The sequence below is a fragment of the Saccharibacillus endophyticus genome (genome assembly GCF_013185185.1).
GTDB classification, from domain to species: Bacteria; Bacillota; Bacilli; order Paenibacillales; family Paenibacillaceae; genus Saccharibacillus; species Saccharibacillus endophyticus.
Map to the genome: position 1 here is coordinate 126,892 of NZ_JAAZWE010000006.1, position 16,983 is coordinate 143,874.

General features: G+C 55.4%; 12 protein-coding genes. All 12 read right to left on the minus strand.

Features of this window, described 5'->3' with window-relative positions; genetic code table 11:
- Positions 1 to 2: 2 nt before the first annotated feature.
- The 12 genes from HRQ63_RS20405 to HRQ63_RS20460 all read right to left on the minus strand — a co-directional run bounded on the left by HRQ63_RS20405 (position 3) and on the right by HRQ63_RS20460 (position 16,509).
- Positions 3 to 1,841 carry a glycoside hydrolase family 127 protein gene (locus tag HRQ63_RS20405; RefSeq protein WP_172247025.1) on the minus strand — a complete coding sequence of 613 codons (1,839 nt, stop codon included), beginning with the start codon at positions 1,839 to 1,841 and terminating at the stop codon, positions 3 to 5.
- Between the two features lie 12 nt (positions 1,842 to 1,853).
- Entirely contained in the window at positions 1,854 to 2,684 is an 831-nt protein-coding gene (locus HRQ63_RS20410) for a carbohydrate ABC transporter permease (protein WP_172247026.1), read from the minus strand.
- Entirely contained in the window at positions 2,684 to 3,568 is an 885-nt protein-coding gene (locus HRQ63_RS20415; protein ID WP_172247274.1) for a carbohydrate ABC transporter permease, read from the minus strand. The genes HRQ63_RS20410 and HRQ63_RS20415 overlap by 1 nt, the downstream gene beginning before the upstream one ends.
- A gap of 48 nt (positions 3,569 to 3,616) precedes the next feature.
- The gene (locus HRQ63_RS20420; RefSeq protein ID WP_172247027.1) at positions 3,617 to 5,014 is read right to left on the minus strand and encodes an ABC transporter substrate-binding protein; all 1,398 of its coding nucleotides are present in this window, start codon (positions 5,012 to 5,014) and stop codon (positions 3,617 to 3,619) included.
- 111 nt (positions 5,015 to 5,125) lie between these two features.
- Entirely contained in the window at positions 5,126 to 6,910 is a 1,785-nt protein-coding gene (locus HRQ63_RS20425; RefSeq protein ID WP_172247028.1) for a cache domain-containing sensor histidine kinase, read from the minus strand.
- Entirely contained in the window at positions 6,907 to 8,208 is a 1,302-nt protein-coding gene (locus tag HRQ63_RS20430; RefSeq protein WP_172247029.1) for a response regulator transcription factor, read from the minus strand. The genes HRQ63_RS20425 and HRQ63_RS20430 overlap by 4 nt, the downstream gene beginning before the upstream one ends.
- Before the next feature lie 296 nt (positions 8,209 to 8,504).
- A complete protein-coding gene (locus HRQ63_RS20435; protein ID WP_172247030.1) occupies positions 8,505 to 9,800 on the minus strand; it encodes a Gfo/Idh/MocA family oxidoreductase in 1,296 nt (431 codons plus the stop codon).
- A 231-nt stretch (positions 9,801 to 10,031) separates the two neighbouring features.
- The gene (locus HRQ63_RS20440; protein ID WP_172247031.1) at positions 10,032 to 11,798 is read right to left on the minus strand and encodes a prenyltransferase/squalene oxidase repeat-containing protein; all 1,767 of its coding nucleotides are present in this window, start codon (positions 11,796 to 11,798) and stop codon (positions 10,032 to 10,034) included.
- Between the two features lie 18 nt (positions 11,799 to 11,816).
- Positions 11,817 to 12,785 carry a sugar phosphate isomerase/epimerase family protein gene (locus HRQ63_RS20445; protein ID WP_172247032.1) on the minus strand — a complete coding sequence of 323 codons (969 nt, stop codon included), beginning with the start codon at positions 12,783 to 12,785 and terminating at the stop codon, positions 11,817 to 11,819.
- A gap of 65 nt (positions 12,786 to 12,850) precedes the next feature.
- Positions 12,851 to 13,723 (minus strand): carbohydrate ABC transporter permease, encoded by an 873-nt coding sequence (locus HRQ63_RS20450; RefSeq protein ID WP_172247033.1) that lies wholly within the window; start codon positions 13,721 to 13,723, stop codon positions 12,851 to 12,853.
- Between the two features lie 98 nt (positions 13,724 to 13,821).
- On the minus strand, positions 13,822 to 14,763 hold the full coding sequence (locus tag HRQ63_RS20455; RefSeq protein WP_172247275.1) for an ABC transporter permease: 942 nt from the start codon (positions 14,761 to 14,763) through the stop codon (positions 13,822 to 13,824).
- A 144-nt stretch (positions 14,764 to 14,907) separates the two neighbouring features.
- Positions 14,908 to 16,509, minus strand: coding sequence for an extracellular solute-binding protein (locus tag HRQ63_RS20460; RefSeq protein ID WP_172247034.1), 1,602 nt, complete (start codon positions 16,507 to 16,509; stop codon positions 14,908 to 14,910).
- Positions 16,510 to 16,983: the final 474 nt, after the last annotated feature.

Here is a 16,983-nt window from a genome sequence, read left to right on the forward strand (position 1 = left end):
TTTCAACCTCCTAAATACAATTCGTCATTCGATGCTTCCCGCATCCATACCTGCATAAAGCCCGGCTCGCGGTTATCCCAGGCATAATAAGGGATAAAGCGGTAAGGACGTTCGTTGTCGCCGCCGCCCGTTTCAAGTAACGTTACCCCGCCGAGCAGTTCCGAATCGTGCACCGTGCGGAAAGCGCGATCGGCCGACAACGCGAACCCGTCGTATTCCGCTTCCGGATTGTCGCTTCCTTCCAGCGCATACACGATCGGCCCGCGCCGAAGCGCGATCCGGCCGATATTTTCTTTCACTTCCGGCCGCGTTCGAACGGTTTCGACCGGCATGTCCAACACCAGCCGAACGTGATCGCCCGGTTTCCAGGTCCGGTTCAGTTCCAGATACCCGTTTTTCGGCGTCGCTTCGGTTTCTTGTCCGCATACCGATATCCGATAGCTTCGGCACCATCCCGGAATACGCAGCCGCAGCGTGAATGCCGACGTTTTGGCGGGACCGATGCCCAGATTGACCGTCCCGTCCCACGGATAATTCGTCGCCTGCGTGATCGACACCGGTTGTCCGCAGCCGGTCACAAGCTCCGCTTTGCCTCCGATGTACTGATTGATCGCGATGCCGCACTCCGTTTGCGCGTACGCGTATTGGCCGACGGCCGGCAGGAACCGTACCAGATTGGTGGGGCAGCACGACGTATCGAACCAGCTTACCCGATGATGATGCCCGGCCGAGGCCAGCGGATTGACGTAAAAAAACCGATCGCCGGACAACGAAATGCCTGCCAAAGCCCCGTTGTACAGTTCCAGTTCGACCAGGTCCGCGTACTTGCCTTCACCGAGCAGCAGATTCATCCGATGGTTCCAAAACGCCATGCCGATCGCCGCGCACGTTTCGCAGTAGGCGCTTTCGTTCGGCAGATCGTAATCATGCGTGAAGCCTTCGTTATGACGGGAAGGGCCGATGCCTCCGGTCAGATACAGATTGCGCCGCGCCGTATGGGTCCATACGGCCGTCAGCGCTTCGACATACGCCGCATCGCCGGAAATTCGCGCGATATCCGCCATGGCCGCGTACAGGTACATGGCGCGCACGGCATGGCCGGTCACGCGGCGAATCTCTCGTACCGGCACATCATCTTGGCAGTAAGCCGGCCCCCATTCGGGGTTGTCCCAGATTTCGCCGCGTCCGAGACCCCGCCCCCGTTCTTCCAGCAGCCACAGCGCCAATTTCCAATACCGTTCTTCGCCCGTAACGCCGTGCAGCTTCACGAGCGCCAGCTCGATCTCTTCGTGCCCTTCCACCCAATGCCGTTTGGCCGGTCCGAACAGATCGTCGTAATGATCGGCCAATCGGCAAGCGGCGTCCAGCAGTTTGCGCTTGCCCGTAGCCTGATAATAAGCGACCGCCGCTTCGATCAGATGGCCGCCGTTGTACATCTCATGCTTCTCCATGTCGCTCCATTTGAGCTCGGGCGCGACAAGCGTATAGTACGTGCTCAGATACCCGTCCGGTTCCTGCGCGGCGCAAATTTCGTCGATGACGGAATCCAGCCGCCGTTCAAGCTCGGCGTCGCGCTGAATCATCAGCACGTAGGCACCGCCTTCAAGCACTTTGTACACGTCCGAATCGTTGTAGTACATCCCTTCGAAAGGCCCTTCCATGCGTCCGGCCGCTTTGGAGAAATTGTCGATCCGCCCGGTCTCCGCGCAGCGGTCCAGACAAACCGGCACCGTCACGTCACGGATCTGCCGAAGCCTAGGGCTCCAGAATTCATCCCAAATTTTCACGCTCGTAAACGGCACGCCGCCCCATCGTTTAAGCTTGTTTTCGGACGCGATCATCGTTTGCCTCCTTTACCCTTTCAATCCGGTCAGCGTGATGCCTTCCAAAAAGTATTTTTGCCCGATCAGAAAAACGACGACGCAGGGCAGCACGACCGCCGCGGATGCCGCCATCAGCAGATCCCATTGAGCCGTATACGTTCCTTGGAACATTTGCAGCCCGAGCGCCAGCGTGTACAGGTTTTCGCTTTTGAGATAAATCAACGGCCCCATAAAATCATTCCACGACGCCAAAAAGCAAAACAGCGCTACCACGATGATCGCCGAACGGCTAAGAGGGAAAATGATGGAGCGGTAAATTTGAAAATAAGACGCTCCGTCCACGAATGCCGCTTCGTCGAAATCCCGCGGAATGGTCAAGTAAAACTGGCGCAGCAAAAAGATATTGAAAATGCCTCCTCCGAAATAAGCGGGTACGATCAGCGGGTAAAACGTATCGTAAAATCCGAGCGCCTGCCAGCCGAGAAAACTCGGAATCAGCGTCACCGCTCCCGGCAGCATCATCGCGGACATCAAGATCGCGAACACGAGATTGCGTCCGGGCCAATCGATGCGCGCGAACCCGAATGCGGCGACGCTGCTGCTCAGCACGGTGCCGACGATGACGGAGATCGTAATGATGAACGTGTTCATGAAATACGTTCCGAACGGCAGCACGGTGAGCGCCCGGCCGAAGTTATCCCAGCGGAACGGCCTCGGAATCCATTCCGGCGGCATGGTGAAAATCTGCGACAAATCCATGAGCGAGCTGCGGATCAACCATAGAAAAGGCCCGATAAACAGCACCGTGATCAAAATCAGCATGGCGTATCCGAAAGTCAGCGCGGTTCTCGACGTTCGCATCAGCGTCCCTCCCCTTCGTAGTAGACCCAGGACTTGGACGTGCGGAACACGATGAACGTGAAGAACAGGATCACCAGGAACAATACCCAGGCCAGCGCCGAAGCATATCCCATCTCCGTATCCCGAAATCCGGTTCTCCATAGATAAAACACGTAAAACAAGCTTTTGTTGTTCGGTCCTCCCTGGGTCAGGATATAAGCTTCGTTGAATACCTGAATCGAACCGATGATGGTCATGATCGCGTTGAAAAAGATCGTCGGCGACACCAGCGGCACCGTGATATGGCGCAGCTTGCTGAACCAGCCGCCTCCGTCCACGTCGATCGCTTCGTAATACTGCCGCGGGATGCCCGACAGTCCGGCGAGGAAAATGATGACCGTGCCCCCGATGCCCCATAGCGACGTCAGCACGACGGCGGGCACGACCGAGCTTTCGCCGTACAGCCACAGGCTTCCCGGCAGTCCGACCGCGTTCAGCAGCGTGTTGACCAGTCCCAGATCGGGATTGAGCAGCCACATCCAGATCATCGCCGACGCGACCGCCGGCACGATGCTGGGCAAATAAACGACGGTGCGGAAAAAGGCGCGGCCTTTCACGTTCATGTTGAGCAGCAGCGCGATCAGGAACGAAAGCACGATCACCGCCGGAACCCGCAGCACGACGAAATAAAACGTAGCTCCCAGCGACGGGTAAAAGTAATCGTTCGCGCCCGAAAACATGCGGACGTAATTGCCGAAGCCGATAAACGACGTCCGGTCTTTGAATACGGAATAATCCGTAAAACTGAGCACCAGGCTCGCGATCATCGGACCCAGCGTGAAAATCAGGAATCCGAGGATCGCCGGAGACGTGAACAACAATCCGTAAAACAAGCTTTTTCTCATCATAACCTCCATGTCCGTTGCGACGGGCGGAAAAGGATCGGGCCGCGATTAATCTCGGCGGCCTTGAACCTGCGCCTGCGCTTTGTCGGCAATGCCGTCCATCGCTTCCTGCGCGCTCTGCTGGCCCAGCCAGACTTTGTCCAGTGCCGGCGTGACGACGTCCATGATTTTATTGAAGTTTTTGACGTAGCCGGTCGGCGTTTGGTGGCTGTGGTTCAGCAGCACGTCGATAATGGCATCCTGATAACCCGACGGGCGTGCCGGAAGGTCTTTGGTCCAACGGTCAAGCAGCGCCGGATCGGTATACCAATCAAGTTCGGCCGGCATCCACGTGCCTGCCGTCAGCATGTCGATCGACGACTCCGGATCGATCAAGGCTTTGATCAGCTCCCATGATTCTTCGGGATGCTCGGTCGATTTGAACATGGAAAACATGGCGCAGACCACGGTCGTTTGCGGCTCTTTCATCACCGGCAATACGCCGACATTGAAGTTGAAATTGGACTGCGCCAGCGACGAACTGACCCACTGGCCGTCGATCGCCATCGCGACTTTTTTGGTTTGCAGCGCCACGTGCGTGGCCGGAATGTTTTTGGATTGGACCGGCGAAGGCGCGACATGGTGCACGTTGACCAGGTCGGCCAGGTTTTGCAGCGCTTCGACCGCTTCCGGTTGGTTGAGCGCGAAGTCCTTGCCGTCTTCGGAAATGAAATCCCCGCCGTTGGAATAGACGAAGTTGCTGTAGCTGGCCCACCATGAAGGCAGATTGACGCCGTACTGCTTGATGTTTTTGGGATCGAACTGCGGATCGGCCGCGTTGCGTCCTTGGTTATCCAGCGTCAACTGCTTGGCGACGTCGACGAATTCGTCCCATGTCCAAGCATCCGATACGTTCGACGGGGGCGGTTCCGCGCCCGCTTCCTTGAATGCGTCTTCGTTATAAAACAGGCCGAACGTCTCGGGACCGGGCGCGATCCCGATCACGTTGCCTTTTTCCAGCGAATATGTAATGTTGGGCACGAGACTGTCCGCGTTGATATCCGGGTCATCCGCCAAAAAGTCCTGCAGGTTGTAGAATTTGCCCTGCTCCGCCAACGGATACGCGATGCTGCCCGATTCCATCATCGCCACGTCGGGCACGTCGTTGCCGGCGACCATCGTCGTCAGCTTCGTATCGTAGTCGGTCGCGATATGCTGAAGTTCCACTTTGATGTTCGGATGCTCGCTTTCGAACTTTTCGATCGCGATCTTGTAAGGCTTCACTTCGTCCGGCGCTCCCCAGACGGCAAGTCTCAACGTGATTCGGTCGCCGTCGTCGTTTGCCGCACCTTGATCCGAACTGCTTTCGCCGAGCTGGGCGCCGGAACGCGTACAAGCGGACAACACCGTCGTCGCCAGCAGAAGCAGCAAAATCAGTCCAGACACTTTCGTTTTGATTCCCCTCATCTTTTTTTCCTCCTCGACATCTGAATTTCGGTCATAGCCGCGGTCTATGATTACGTTTAGTATAAATTTTTGATAACGCTTACATAACCTGAACATTGTTGGATAGGTGGACTATGATTGGATTTCCCGAGGAAGCACGATCGTAATCATGGTGCCGACTCCCTGCGAAGAGGATATTTCGACCGAAGCCAGATCGCCGTACTGCATCTTAATCCTCGCGATCGTGTTGCCGATTCCGACCGAGACGCCTTCCCCGTTCAAGACGTTTTCGACCGTCGCCTTATCCATCCCGCGCCCGTTGTCCGTGATCGCGTAAATCCGTCGGTCCTTGTCGATCTTGCCGGCAATCCGAATCTTGCCGCCGGATTCCATGTTCTCGAACCCGTGCAAAATGGCGTTTTCCACGAACGGCTGAAACGTTAACCTTGGCAGATCGTACTCGTAAAGCCTCGGGTCCAAATCGTATTCGACGGTGAATTTGTTTTCGAAACGCGCCTGCATGATATAAAAATAACTGTTCATCCATTCGATCTCTTCATCCAACGATACCGCTCCCCATTCCCGCCGGGACGTGTAGTGCAGCATATTCGACAAGCAGACGAGCATGCGGCTCAGTTCCCGCTGGTCGTTTTCGAGCGCCATCCAGTTCATGACATTGAGCGTGTTGTACAAAAAATGCGGATTCATCTGCCGATTCAAGGCTTGAATTTCCGCTTCCTGCTCTTTGAGCTTCGTCTCGTACACTTCCGTGACCAAATAACCGATCCGGTCGTTCATGCGGTTGAAATGCTTCAATAACTGCCCCAGTTCGTCGCGGGAATCGACCGAGACCCGTGCTTCGAAATCGCCTTCGCCCGCCGAACGCATCGCGGCGGTCAGGCGCTCTACCGGTTTATTGATCTTGCCGGATATGAAGTAGGCCAATGCCAAAGCCGCGGCGGCCAACACCACGGCCAGCAGCAGCGTCGAAGCTCCGATCACGGGTGCCAGATCGCGGATCAACGAGTCTTCGGGCGTAATCACGACCGACAACCAGCCCGTAATTCGCGAGCGGTCAAAACATACGATGACCCGTTCGCCGCCGAGCGTCATCCGGGTTCGTCCGCTGCCCGAACGTTGAAGCTCGTCGATCCACGCTTCGTCGTATTCGCGCGCGATCAACGCCGGATCGTCGGCGGCCGCCACGCGGTCCTGCTCGTCCAGCACCAAATACCGGGAGCCTTCGGGCAGGCTGCCCGAAAAAAGTCCGTTCAGCGCTTGGTATTTCAAACTGATGGCCAATACCGGCCGCTCTACGCCTTCATCCAGGCGACGCAGCAGCGAACCGGACAAATAAGAAAAGTCCAGCACCCGGGTCGCGGAAAACAAATAACGAAAATCGATATTGTCGTCGGCATAGTCCGGTTGACTGAACATCTTCGAAAAATCGTATGTGGGATACCAGACTAACCGGCCCCCGGCTTGCTTAGCTGTCCGATAAATGTCCGAGCGGGTCGGACCGCCTTGCGGAAGCTGCTGACCGAACGTGAAATACGAAGTCCACAGCTGATACGCATAGACGTCGTCGATCTGGGAAAAGTAATTGCGCAAAATATCCGACACCTGCCGATCCGCCGCCAGCAGCCCGGGACCGTCCGAAGGCTCCAGTTCGTTGAACAAATCGAACAGGTCTTTGTCCGTAAATAGCGCCATGCTGTTCTGATCGAGAATCCCGAGCTTCGTATCCATCAGTTGATTATTTTTGCGCACGATCTCGTAGACGTTATCCTGCGCCTGATCGGTCACGACGCGAAGGCTGGCCTGGTAAAATAGAGTTCCGAGCGTCAAAAGCGGAATCGACGTCAACAGCACGTAGCTGATCAGCAGCTTGAAGCGAAACGAATACGCGCGCTTCATTGCGTCGCCTTGTTCAGCATGGAGCCGTGTTTGTACGCCGCGGGCGAAAGGCCATGCGCTTTTTTGAATACCCGGCAAAAGTATTTGGTGTCCGGGTAGCCGCAGGCTTCCGACGTTTCGCGAATTCGGCGTCCTTTGCCGAGCAGCAGCCGCGCCCGGTGCATGCGCGCTTCCGTCAACTGCTGCGTGAACGTGCGGCCGGTCTGCTGCTTGATCCATGTGCTGAAATAAGACGGATTGAAAAAGAACCGTTCCGCCGCTCGTTCCAGCGTCAAATCTTCGTGCAAATGCTCCTCGATCCATCGCAAACAATCTTCGGCCAGCGCGTCGGCTTCTCCGCCCACGTCGGAAAACGGCTTTTCAGAACGCAGATTCGGCGCTTGCAGTTCATCATGAAATACCGGTCCGCCCAGACTTTCGCGTATTCCGTGCCGGCCCGCTTCCACGGCCGATCGGCATGCTTCGCCTCCTTTTTCCCGCAGCGAAAAGCAAAGCGGGCCGAACCCTTGAAAAATACGCCCGTACGCCTCCCATTCCGATTGCATTTGCTTGGCAGCCGCGATCATCGTTTGGCGCTCTTGAAACGACAAATCGGAGCCGCGTCGCAATATTGTAATCGCTTGCAAAAAATCGTTGTTCCAGACATCGAGAACGAACGAAACGGCGCTGCCGCAATTCGACCACTTCAGCTCCAACTCGCGCACGAATCTTTCCGCGGCGAACTCTCTTTTTTTCCTATCCTTGATCGCGATCTCGGTGAAAATCGGAATGCCGCTTTCGTTCGGCTCAAGGATCGCATCGAACTCTTGCGTTTCTTCCTCGGTCAAGCTGCCGTTTAGCCAAGCGGAGAACAAACGGCTTCGATAGACGAACTGCGACCGGTCAAGGCGCTGCCGCAATTCGTCCGCTTCCCGGCTTCGCCGGGCTTCCGACGACAGTTCGTCGTCGATTCGCGCGAGCATCGTTCTGAGCTTGTCGGCGTCGATCGGCTTGAGCAGATAATCGCTGGCTCCGTACCGCAACGCTTCCTGCGCGTAATCAAACAGATTATAAGCGGATACCATCACGACGCGCGGCTTCGGCCGTTCATTTTGTATCTGCTGCAAAAATTGCAGTCCGTCCATGTTCGGCATGCGGATATCCGTCAGCACGAGATCCGGCTTTTGCTCACGGATCGATTCCAGCGCGGCTTCGCCGTCGGCCGCCGCCGTCAGCGTATCGTTCGGTCGAAACGACAAGATCAGATTCATCATGCCGCGGCGATGGCGAGGCTCGTCGTCCACAATCAATATATTCATGGGGAAATCACCCTCCGTTTATGTCGAGTCTGCTGCATACAGCTTTTGTCGCTGATTATTATACAGGCGAATGCCGGTTTTGCAGAAGGTCGATTCTTTTGGAAAGGTGGACTTTTTTTAGGTCGTCGCGCGAACTCCGAAAAATCTACCTCGACGGACGGCAAAAAGCCGAAGAATATCGGCTCTTCGGCTGCATGCATGACAAAAGACTGTCCCGCCGTCGAAGCGCAACGGTCGGGACAGTCTGCATTTTTTATTCTGTTCAAGATCGGATTTTCGCAGAACTTTCTGCCTGATTACCCTCTAGGCATCCGTACCAACTCGTCCACCTTCACCGCCCGGCCTTGGGCTATCGAGATATTGGCCGCGATTCCGGTCAGGATCGAACGCGCTCCGTCGATATGGTTAGCGGCGCGGTTAAAACGGTCTTCGACGGGCTCGCCGAACAAATCGTTGAGCAGTACGGGATCGCCGCCGCCGTGGCCGCCTTCGGCTTCTTCGAATTCGGCTTTGTACGCTTCGCCGAACATCGGGAAGACGAGGATGTTCGCACCTTGCAGAGCGCCTTCAAGAGCTTTGTCGCCGCCGGAGTTGACGTAGGATTGCTCGACGACGTTGGCTTCGATCCGCCCTTTCGTGCCGTTGAACGCGATCCGGTAGCCTTCCCACGGCAGATACGCGTTGAGCGAATAGGTCAGCAAAGCGCGGCTTTTGTACCGAACCGTGACGCTCATCGTATCCTCGATCGAGATGCCGTCGCCGAACACGCTCTGGTCGCGCCGGTAGCCGTCTTCGACTTCGGCGTCCAAATACATCGCTTTGAGATGTTCGTTATCGTCGAGCGTCAGCGCAAACGGATCGTCCTGGGCATTCGGATTTCCCGTGGCCCGGTCGTAGAATTTCGTCACGCCGCGCTTTTCCGCATTTTCGCGCCCGTAAAACAGCAGATCCCCCATCGCGAACACCGTTTCCGGCTGCGAGCCGATCCAGAAGTTGACGAGGTCGAAATGATGCGTCGATTTGTGTACCAGCAGGCCGCCGCCGTTGCGCTTATCCCGGTGCCATCTGCGGAAATAATCGGCGCCGTGCTTCGTGTTCAGCAGCCATTCGAAATGAACGGAAGTCACGTCTCCGATGGTCCCGTCTTCGATCAGCTCGCGAATTTTGGTATGATGCGGGGCATACCGATAGTTGAAGCTGACCCGCACATTCCGCCCCGTACGCTCGACCGCATCGATGATCTCCTGGCATTTTGCCGCATCGGTCGTCATGGGCTTTTCCGTAATGACGTCGCAGCCCAATTCCATCGCCCGTATAATATACACATGGTGAGTACGGTCCACGCTCGTAACGATCACGCAGTCCGGCTTCAGCTCGCGGATCATATCGTCGAACCGTTCGCTGGTATAGGTTTTGACTTGGGGATAATCGTATTTTTCTTTCAAAATCCGATTGGAGTAATCCATCCGTACCGTATTGATGTCGCAAAAAGCCAACAGCTCCGACGTTTCCCGAAATTGACTGGCGATCGCGCCGTAGAAAAATTCCGCGCGGCCGCCCGTACCGACCAATACATACGTTTTTTTGCTCATTTTTTGCTCCTCCTCCGCTTGCTCTTCTCGTATGTAAGCGTATCGCAAAAATGAACGTTACTCTCCGCCTTTTATACGAAGATATCCGAAACCCCGCTTATTTTGCTGAGAAGAAAGAAAGGAAAACATGCAAAAACGACCACCTTTGATGAAGCGACCTGATTCGTCGCCCATAAAATGCGGTCGTTTTACTTCGTTCGTACAAGATAGGATCTTGTCAGGATTTTCGGTTCACGCTTGCGGAGAAAGACGGATCGTAATGGTTTTGTCGAACGGCGTCAGCAGGTTCAGCAGGACGACTTTGCAAGAGCTTGGCAGATTGGCTTCGCGCACGGATAGGGACAGGTGGGCGAGCTCGGCTCCCTCCAGTTCGATCCAGTCTTCGCCGCATTCGTAGCGCAGCGTTCCGCCGCTCCAAAGCCACCGATCCGGTCCGGCTTCCAGCAGTTCGCCGGAAGTGATCTCTCCTTCGGAGCCGAACACGAACGAGAGCTGCGTCATGACGTCTGCCGCTTCTTCGGCTGCGATATGCAGCCTCCAGTTCTGTCCGTCCTCTGACGGTATGGCTTCGATCTCAACACCGAAGGTCTGCTCATGCGTCAGTTCGCGCGATTGATGCGGCAGCAGATACCAGGGACTGATCGGCGTCGTCGAGGATGCGGGCAGCAGTTCCGGTTTGACGGGACCGTAATACCCTTTCTTTTGCTCGCCGGACAGGATATAGCCTCCGCCTTCAAGCCTCTTCATATCCTGCATGGGCACGTATCCGGGCGTAAAATACGATGAAGCCTGCACCGCCAGCAGCCGGGTCGAGCCGTGACGCAGCGCGAAGAAAGACGGGGTCTCTGTCATTAAAGTAACGCTGGTATGACCGTCGCGAATACGGGCCACGGGAGCGCCGAAATCGGTATGCAGCCGGCTGTGGAAGATGCGCCCGTGATGGCCTGCCGCCTCCATTTGCTCCAAATAACCGCCGCGCAGGAATTCGCCGTTCAGCACTTTCTCGTATTTCGTCGGCACGGCATCTGCCGCGGAAATACCGTCCGGCGCAAACGGTCCGCGCAGCTCCGGTTCCAGCAGCATGCGCACCAGCACATTGACCGAAGCCACGCCCGGATCTTCCAGTGCTTGTCCCGCCAGTTCGGCCATGCCCGCGAGCAGCGGATCTCCGTCTTGAAACGCCAACATGGCATACGGCAAATAATACGGAGAAAGGTTGTGAAAATGTCCCAAGTCCTGGCGCCCCGAATAATCGGTCACGACTTCGCCGGACGGATGCACCAGATACACCATCATGCGCAGGTTCAACCGCACCGGTTCCAGCAGCTCCGGACGATCCAGCAGACGCGCCGCATAAATCAGCATGATATCGCTCACCGCGCTATAAATCCCGTTGCTGCGCTCCGTCCACTCGCCGTCCGGCGTGATGTCCATTCCTTCGGCCAGCCATTCGTCGGCGCGCATCAACAAAGCCTCCCCGCCGAACAGCTTGTGCAGACAGCCCAATGCCGCGCACAACACCCACCGATGGTTCGGGGTATGGCAGCCGCCCGTCACGAGTGCCGGAAGCGTACGCTCCAAGAACAATCGCATATTTTCCAATACGGGTCGAAGCGGCTCCCAGCCGGATCGGTCCAACAGCTCGTACAACTGCGAATACCCGACGACCACGAAAGCCGTATCCGGCGGGGAATGGTAATTCGTCCAGCCCGGCGAAATCGAACCGTCGGCATGCTGATTCCGAAGCACGAATTTCGAAGCCAGCAGCAATCGTTCCAGCAGCTCTTTATCCTGATAAAACGCGGAATCCGGATTGACCAGCGCCGTTCCCCAATTGCACATGTCCGTCGGCGTTCCCGAGGTATGATTCACCCAAGCGATTCCTGTCGAAGGATCGACGGTTCCCCCGTAATATCGACTCTCCGGCTCCAAGATCTGCCTCGGAAGTCCTTGGCGCACGGCTTCATCGTTTTTTTGCACCAGCCGCTCGTATAGCATTTCGTTGTCCCCCGATCTTTATCCCGTCTGTTTTGTTGCCGCAAGCTTCTCCAGCAGCAGCCGATGGCTTTCGTGAATTTGCTCGGGCTCGCAAGCGGCTTTCAGCTCGTACACTTTGACTCCGGCGCGTTCGATCATCGGCAGGTATGCGTCGTAAAAGTTCGGATCGCCGCTGTGCACGTACGGACACCAGTGGTCGGACAGTCCGATCGTCTCATGAATATGTACGCCGACGATATGATCCATTAAGCCTTCCATCTCGCCCACGCTGTCGTACAAGCCGAGCCGATCCATCATGATGGCATGTCCGGTGTCGTACCAGATGCCTACGGGCGCGCCTTTTAACGCATCGATGATCGTTTTCGCTTCGGCCAGCGTCGGCATCTGATTCGGACGCGAACGGGTTTCGATGCCGAAGCGTACGTTCAATCCTTTGGATGCGGCAAGATTGCCGACCTCGTCCAGGCTGGAAATGATGCGTTTCACGTAGCTATCCGCTTCGCTTTCCCTGCGTTCGATAAACGAAGCCCAGGCTTTGCGGTAAACATCAGACTCACGGCCTTCTTCATGATACAGCTTCTCCAAATGCTTCACGTCGGCGTGGGCAATCGGAACTTCTCCGGGATGTACCACGACGGCTTCCGCCCCGTAGCGATGCGCGTATTCGGCCGAACGCACCAACAGTTCCACCGCTTTGCGCCGACGTGCTTCGTCCTCGAACCCGAGCAGTACAGAATCGGTCCCGTAATCCGGATCGGGCGTATGGGGAAACGTGTTATGCACGCTGGAGATGCCGATCTCGCCGCGTTCGATCATGGGCTCGATCTCTTCCAGCATCTCCGTGGTCACGTTATAATTCAGCTCCACGCGGCGGAAACCAAGTTCGGCAATTTCTTCGATCATCGCCCGTCCGCCGGGCTGCCGACGAATATTCCAGCAGGTCGAGAACGAATATTCGCCTTTGTCGTGCAGAAGACTTTCTTTCATCCGGCAGTTCTCCTTTCCCGTCCGTTTTGCCGCTGGCGATCATGCCGACGACGGCAGCGGCGCGATCAACCTTTGACCGCTCCCAACATGACGCCGCTTACAAAGTATTTTTGCAGCCACGGGTACACCAGCAGGATCGGTACGGTCGCGAAAATGACGGTTGCGGCTTTCAAAGCTTCCGGCGTCAACGCCGTACGGTTCGCGCCTTCCATCTGGGTCAGCTCGGTTACCATGTTGTTTTGCACCATTTGGAACAATTTAAGTTGAAGCGGATAAATTTGCGGATCATTAATATACATCAGCGCATCTTGGAAACCGTTCCAGCGTCCTACCGCGTAAAAGAGAGCCAGCGTCGCCATAACCGGCAGCGACAGCGGAAGCACGATTTTGAGCAGCGTATGCATGTACGAACTGCCGTCGATCTCCGCGGATTCTTCCAGGCTCGGCGGGATATTTTTAAAGAAAGTGATCAGAATGATCAGGTTGAACGGACTGACCAAGCCCGGCAGGATCAGCGCCCATACCGTATTGATCATATTTAGGTCGCGGATCAGCAGATACTCGGGAATGATGCCTCCGCTGAAGAACATCGTGATGATGATCAGATACATGAAAAATTTACGGCCTTTGAGGTTGCCTTTCGTCAGCGGATAAGCCGCCGCGATCGTGAACAGCATGCAGAGCAGCGTCGTCGCCACAGTCAAGATGACCGTAAACCCGAGCGAAGTCAGCATCGAGTGGTCAGAAAAGACCTGAGTATAGGCGCTCCAGTTCAATTCAACAGGAAACAAGGTCACTTCGCCTGAAGTAATCGCCCGGTTGGAGCTGAGCGATACCGCGATCATATGCACGAAAGGCAGTAAACAGAAGAGGACAAACAGGGACACAAACGTAATATTGACGATATCGAAAATCCGGTTGGAGGCGCGTGCGCTCATCTCGGAGTCTCTCCTTTCCCTGGTTGAAAAATAGATTCCGCCGCGGCGGTTGCTTGGAACATGCAGATCGATATGACAAACGGAGAGCCGCATTCGCTTTACAGGATGCCGTCTCCCGTCACTTTTTTCGAAATATAGTTGGAGCCCAGAATGAACACGAGCCCGACGATCGCCTGGAACAATCCGACGACGGTTGCCAAGGTGTACTGCCCGGCTTCGAGGCCGATTCGGTACACGAAGGTACTGAGCACGTCCGAATATTCGCGCACCGCCGTATTGCCGATGATATAAGGACGGTCGAAGCCGATGCTGACCATTTTGCCCAGGTTGAGAATCAGGAGCGTGATGATCGTCGGCTTGATGCTCGGCAGGGTGATATGCCAGATTTTCTTCATCCGCGACGCCCCGTCGACGTCCGCAGCCTCGAACAATTCCCTGTTGACGCCCGTCAAAGCCGCCAGGTACAGAATCGTTCCCCAGCCCGCGCTTTGCCATACGCCCGTGAACAGATACGTGATCAACCACGAGTTTTTGTCGGTCAGGAACGGAATCGCGTCCATGCCCATCGCTTGAAGGACGGTATTGACCATCCCCGATTGGGTGCCGAACAATTGATACACGATCCCGCCGATGATGACCCAGGAGATGAAGTGGGGAATGTAGAGCAGGGTCTGCGAGATTTTTTTGAACCAAGCATTCCGGATCTCGTACAACATGATCGCCAGAATGATCGGAGCCGGGAACGAGACGAGCAGATCAAGAAAATTCAGCATGAAGGTGTTGCGCAGCGTGATGTAAAAATCGTTCATGGCGAATACTTCGCGGAACGCCTCAAGACCGATCCATTCGCTGCCGTTGATGCCTTGGAACAAGTTGAAATCTTTAAACGCGATCTGTACCCCGTACATCGGGCCGTAACGGAAAATCAGGAAGTAGGCAATCGGCAGCGAGAGAAGCGCGTAAAGCTGCCAGTAGCGTTTGATATAAGACTTTCTTTTGCCGAAATCTCCCGTTTTGGTTGCTTGAGTCGCTTTGGTCAAAGTCAAGTGGGTCTCCTCCTCGCGGACAGATCGGGTCTCGTCGCCTGAATGGATAAGGCTCTGATCCGGTCTGAAAATGAAACCGGGGCAACAGGCTCAAAGTTTGGCGTTTGCCCCGATCCGTTCTATCTATGCTTATTAGGCTTAGTTTTGAGCTTGCAGAGCCTGTTCCAATTCTTCTTTGAGCGCGGAGCCGCCGATGTTCATGTAGTCGTTCATTTCGCGTTCGTAGACCGCTTCGAACTGATCCGGTTTCGCCATGGCCGACTGTACGATGATGATTTTGAGCTTGTCGTTCAGCGCCGTGCCGTATTTCGATTCGGCTTCGATCGGACGGTCGAAGACGATCGGGCCGACCGTGTCCGCGTTCGCGACGTCGATCGATTCTCTCATCAGTTCCTGATTGTTTTTCGGGAAGCCGGCGATCCATGCTTTTTCGTTCATTTCCTGGTCGCCTATCACTTTGCCGTTGGCCATGATCGCCATATCGCCTCCGTTATAGACGCGGTCTTTGATTTCCTGCGACGCGTCTTCCTTGATGACCGGAATGCCGTCGACCATATCGTAGTTTTCGCCTTCCACGCCGGTAGACATGGTGAGCAGATTGTTACCGGACGTCATCCAATCCAAGTATTTGACGGCTTCGACCGAGCGTTTGCTGCTTTTCGGGATCATGATGTACATGCCGTTCGTGCCGTAGCGCGATTTGATATGTTTGCCGTCCGCGTTGTCGTTCGTCAAAGCGTCGAGCGCGACGACTTTGCTGTCCGGAAGGTTTTTGTACAGGTTGTCCAGCGTGCCGTCCGCGTACAGGATCTGTCCGACGTCTTCCGTCATGAATCCGGTCAGGCCGTTTTGGAAGTCTTTGTTCAACTGCTCCCGTTCTTCGTCGAGGCTGAAGTCCTGGCTGATCAGGCCTTCGTTATACAGCTTGTTCAGGAACTGCATCGATTCTTTGAACCCTTCGTGCAGCGGAAGCTCGTAGCGTTGGCTGTAAGTCAGGTCGCCTTGAACCGGTTTGATGAAGGAATAGATCAGCGGCTCGTATTGAGCAGGCGCGAGCGCCATGCCCATCGGGATGACTTTGGAGCCTACGCCGCCCGGATCTTTCTCTTTAAACGCTTTCAACGTTTCGTACAGCTCGTCCGTGGTGGTCGGAGCCTTCATGCCCAGCTTGTCCAACCAGTCTTGGCGGATATAAGAGTTGTAACGTGCCGTGATGGCCCGTTTGCCCGGAATCGCGAACTGCGTGCCTTCCAATTGACCGAACTTCAACGTATCGTCGCCCAAGTAGGATTTGATGTTCGAACCGTTCTCTTCAAGGAGCGGGCCGACATCCGTCAAGCCGCCTTGCTGCGCATAACGGAAGAACACGCTGGAGTCGTACACGAATACGATATCCGGTACATCGCTTGCGCTCGCCATCAGTACGTTCAGCTTCGTTGTTTCTTCCGAACGCTGGATCGGCACGAATTCGACATCGATGTTATTCGGATCGCCGAATTCTTTCTGTACGTATTGCGTGAGCCAATTGTTGGTGATCGTGTGCGGCGATGGGCTGTTTCCCCGGTCGAACACTTCTACCTTTAATGTAACGCGTTCCCCGTTCGTGCTTGTCGATCCCGACGCCGCTTCTTCATTGGAAGCAGAGCCGCTGCAGCCCGACAGCAGCGCGACGCCCATTACTGTGGCAAGTGCGGCCCCCATCGCTTTTTTCATGACCCCTCTACGCGTGTTCCGTGTCATTTTCCCATCTCCTTTTTCTGTGGTATGGCAGGACTATCGGAAAATCTTTGGCCTCCGTCCGGCAAGCTTATGCGGTCGATTCGGAGTGACCCCAGTATTCCATATCACGACGCCGGGTTGCAATAAACCTCTTTCGGATGCCATTCTACGGGCAAAATCTACCTTTCGGTTTATCGCCCTGCCTTTTTTCGCCCAATCAACTTTTTTCGTAAACAAATCAATAAAGAAATCGCTTACATCGTATGGAAAAGAGATGTCGATAAACTCTTTTCGTGCAATGAACTGAATTCGTATTCATGTTTTTTGCGCGAAAAAGCCGCATCGCAGCGCTTTTCTCCGGAGGAGAATAAGCGGCAAATGCGGCTTTCGCATGCGCGTGTTTTTGAAGATTGTTAAAAGAGTCGTATGGCAGGGCTCGATCGGTTCGTGGAGACGAACTTGTGCGTTAACCGCGCCGGGAGGTCGAGACCGGTA

Coding starts and splice junctions, on each gene's coding strand:
- HRQ63_RS20450 (WP_172247033.1), bottom strand. CDS start 13,723: ATGAGCGCACGCGCCTCCAACCGGATTTTCGATATCGTCAATATTACG.
- HRQ63_RS20410 (WP_172247026.1), bottom strand. CDS start 2,684: ATGCGAACGTCGAGAACCGCGCTGACTTTCGGATACGCCATGCTGATT.
- HRQ63_RS20440 (WP_172247031.1), bottom strand. CDS start 11,798: ATGCTATACGAGCGGCTGGTGCAAAAAAACGATGAAGCCGTGCGCCAA.
- HRQ63_RS20425 (WP_172247028.1), bottom strand. CDS start 6,910: ATGAAGCGCGCGTATTCGTTTCGCTTCAAGCTGCTGATCAGCTACGTG.
- HRQ63_RS20445 (WP_172247032.1), bottom strand. CDS start 12,785: ATGAAAGAAAGTCTTCTGCACGACAAAGGCGAATATTCGTTCTCGACC.
- HRQ63_RS20420 (WP_172247027.1), bottom strand. CDS start 5,014: ATGAGGGGAATCAAAACGAAAGTGTCTGGACTGATTTTGCTGCTTCTG.
- HRQ63_RS20430 (WP_172247029.1), bottom strand. CDS start 8,208: ATGAATATATTGATTGTGGACGACGAGCCTCGCCATCGCCGCGGCATG.
- HRQ63_RS20435 (WP_172247030.1), bottom strand. CDS start 9,800: ATGAGCAAAAAAACGTATGTATTGGTCGGTACGGGCGGCCGCGCGGAA.
- HRQ63_RS20405 (WP_172247025.1), bottom strand. CDS start 1,841: ATGATCGCGTCCGAAAACAAGCTTAAACGATGGGGCGGCGTGCCGTTT.
- HRQ63_RS20415 (WP_172247274.1), bottom strand. CDS start 3,568: ATGAGAAAAAGCTTGTTTTACGGATTGTTGTTCACGTCTCCGGCGATC.
- HRQ63_RS20460 (WP_172247034.1), bottom strand. CDS start 16,509: ATGACACGGAACACGCGTAGAGGGGTCATGAAAAAAGCGATGGGGGCC.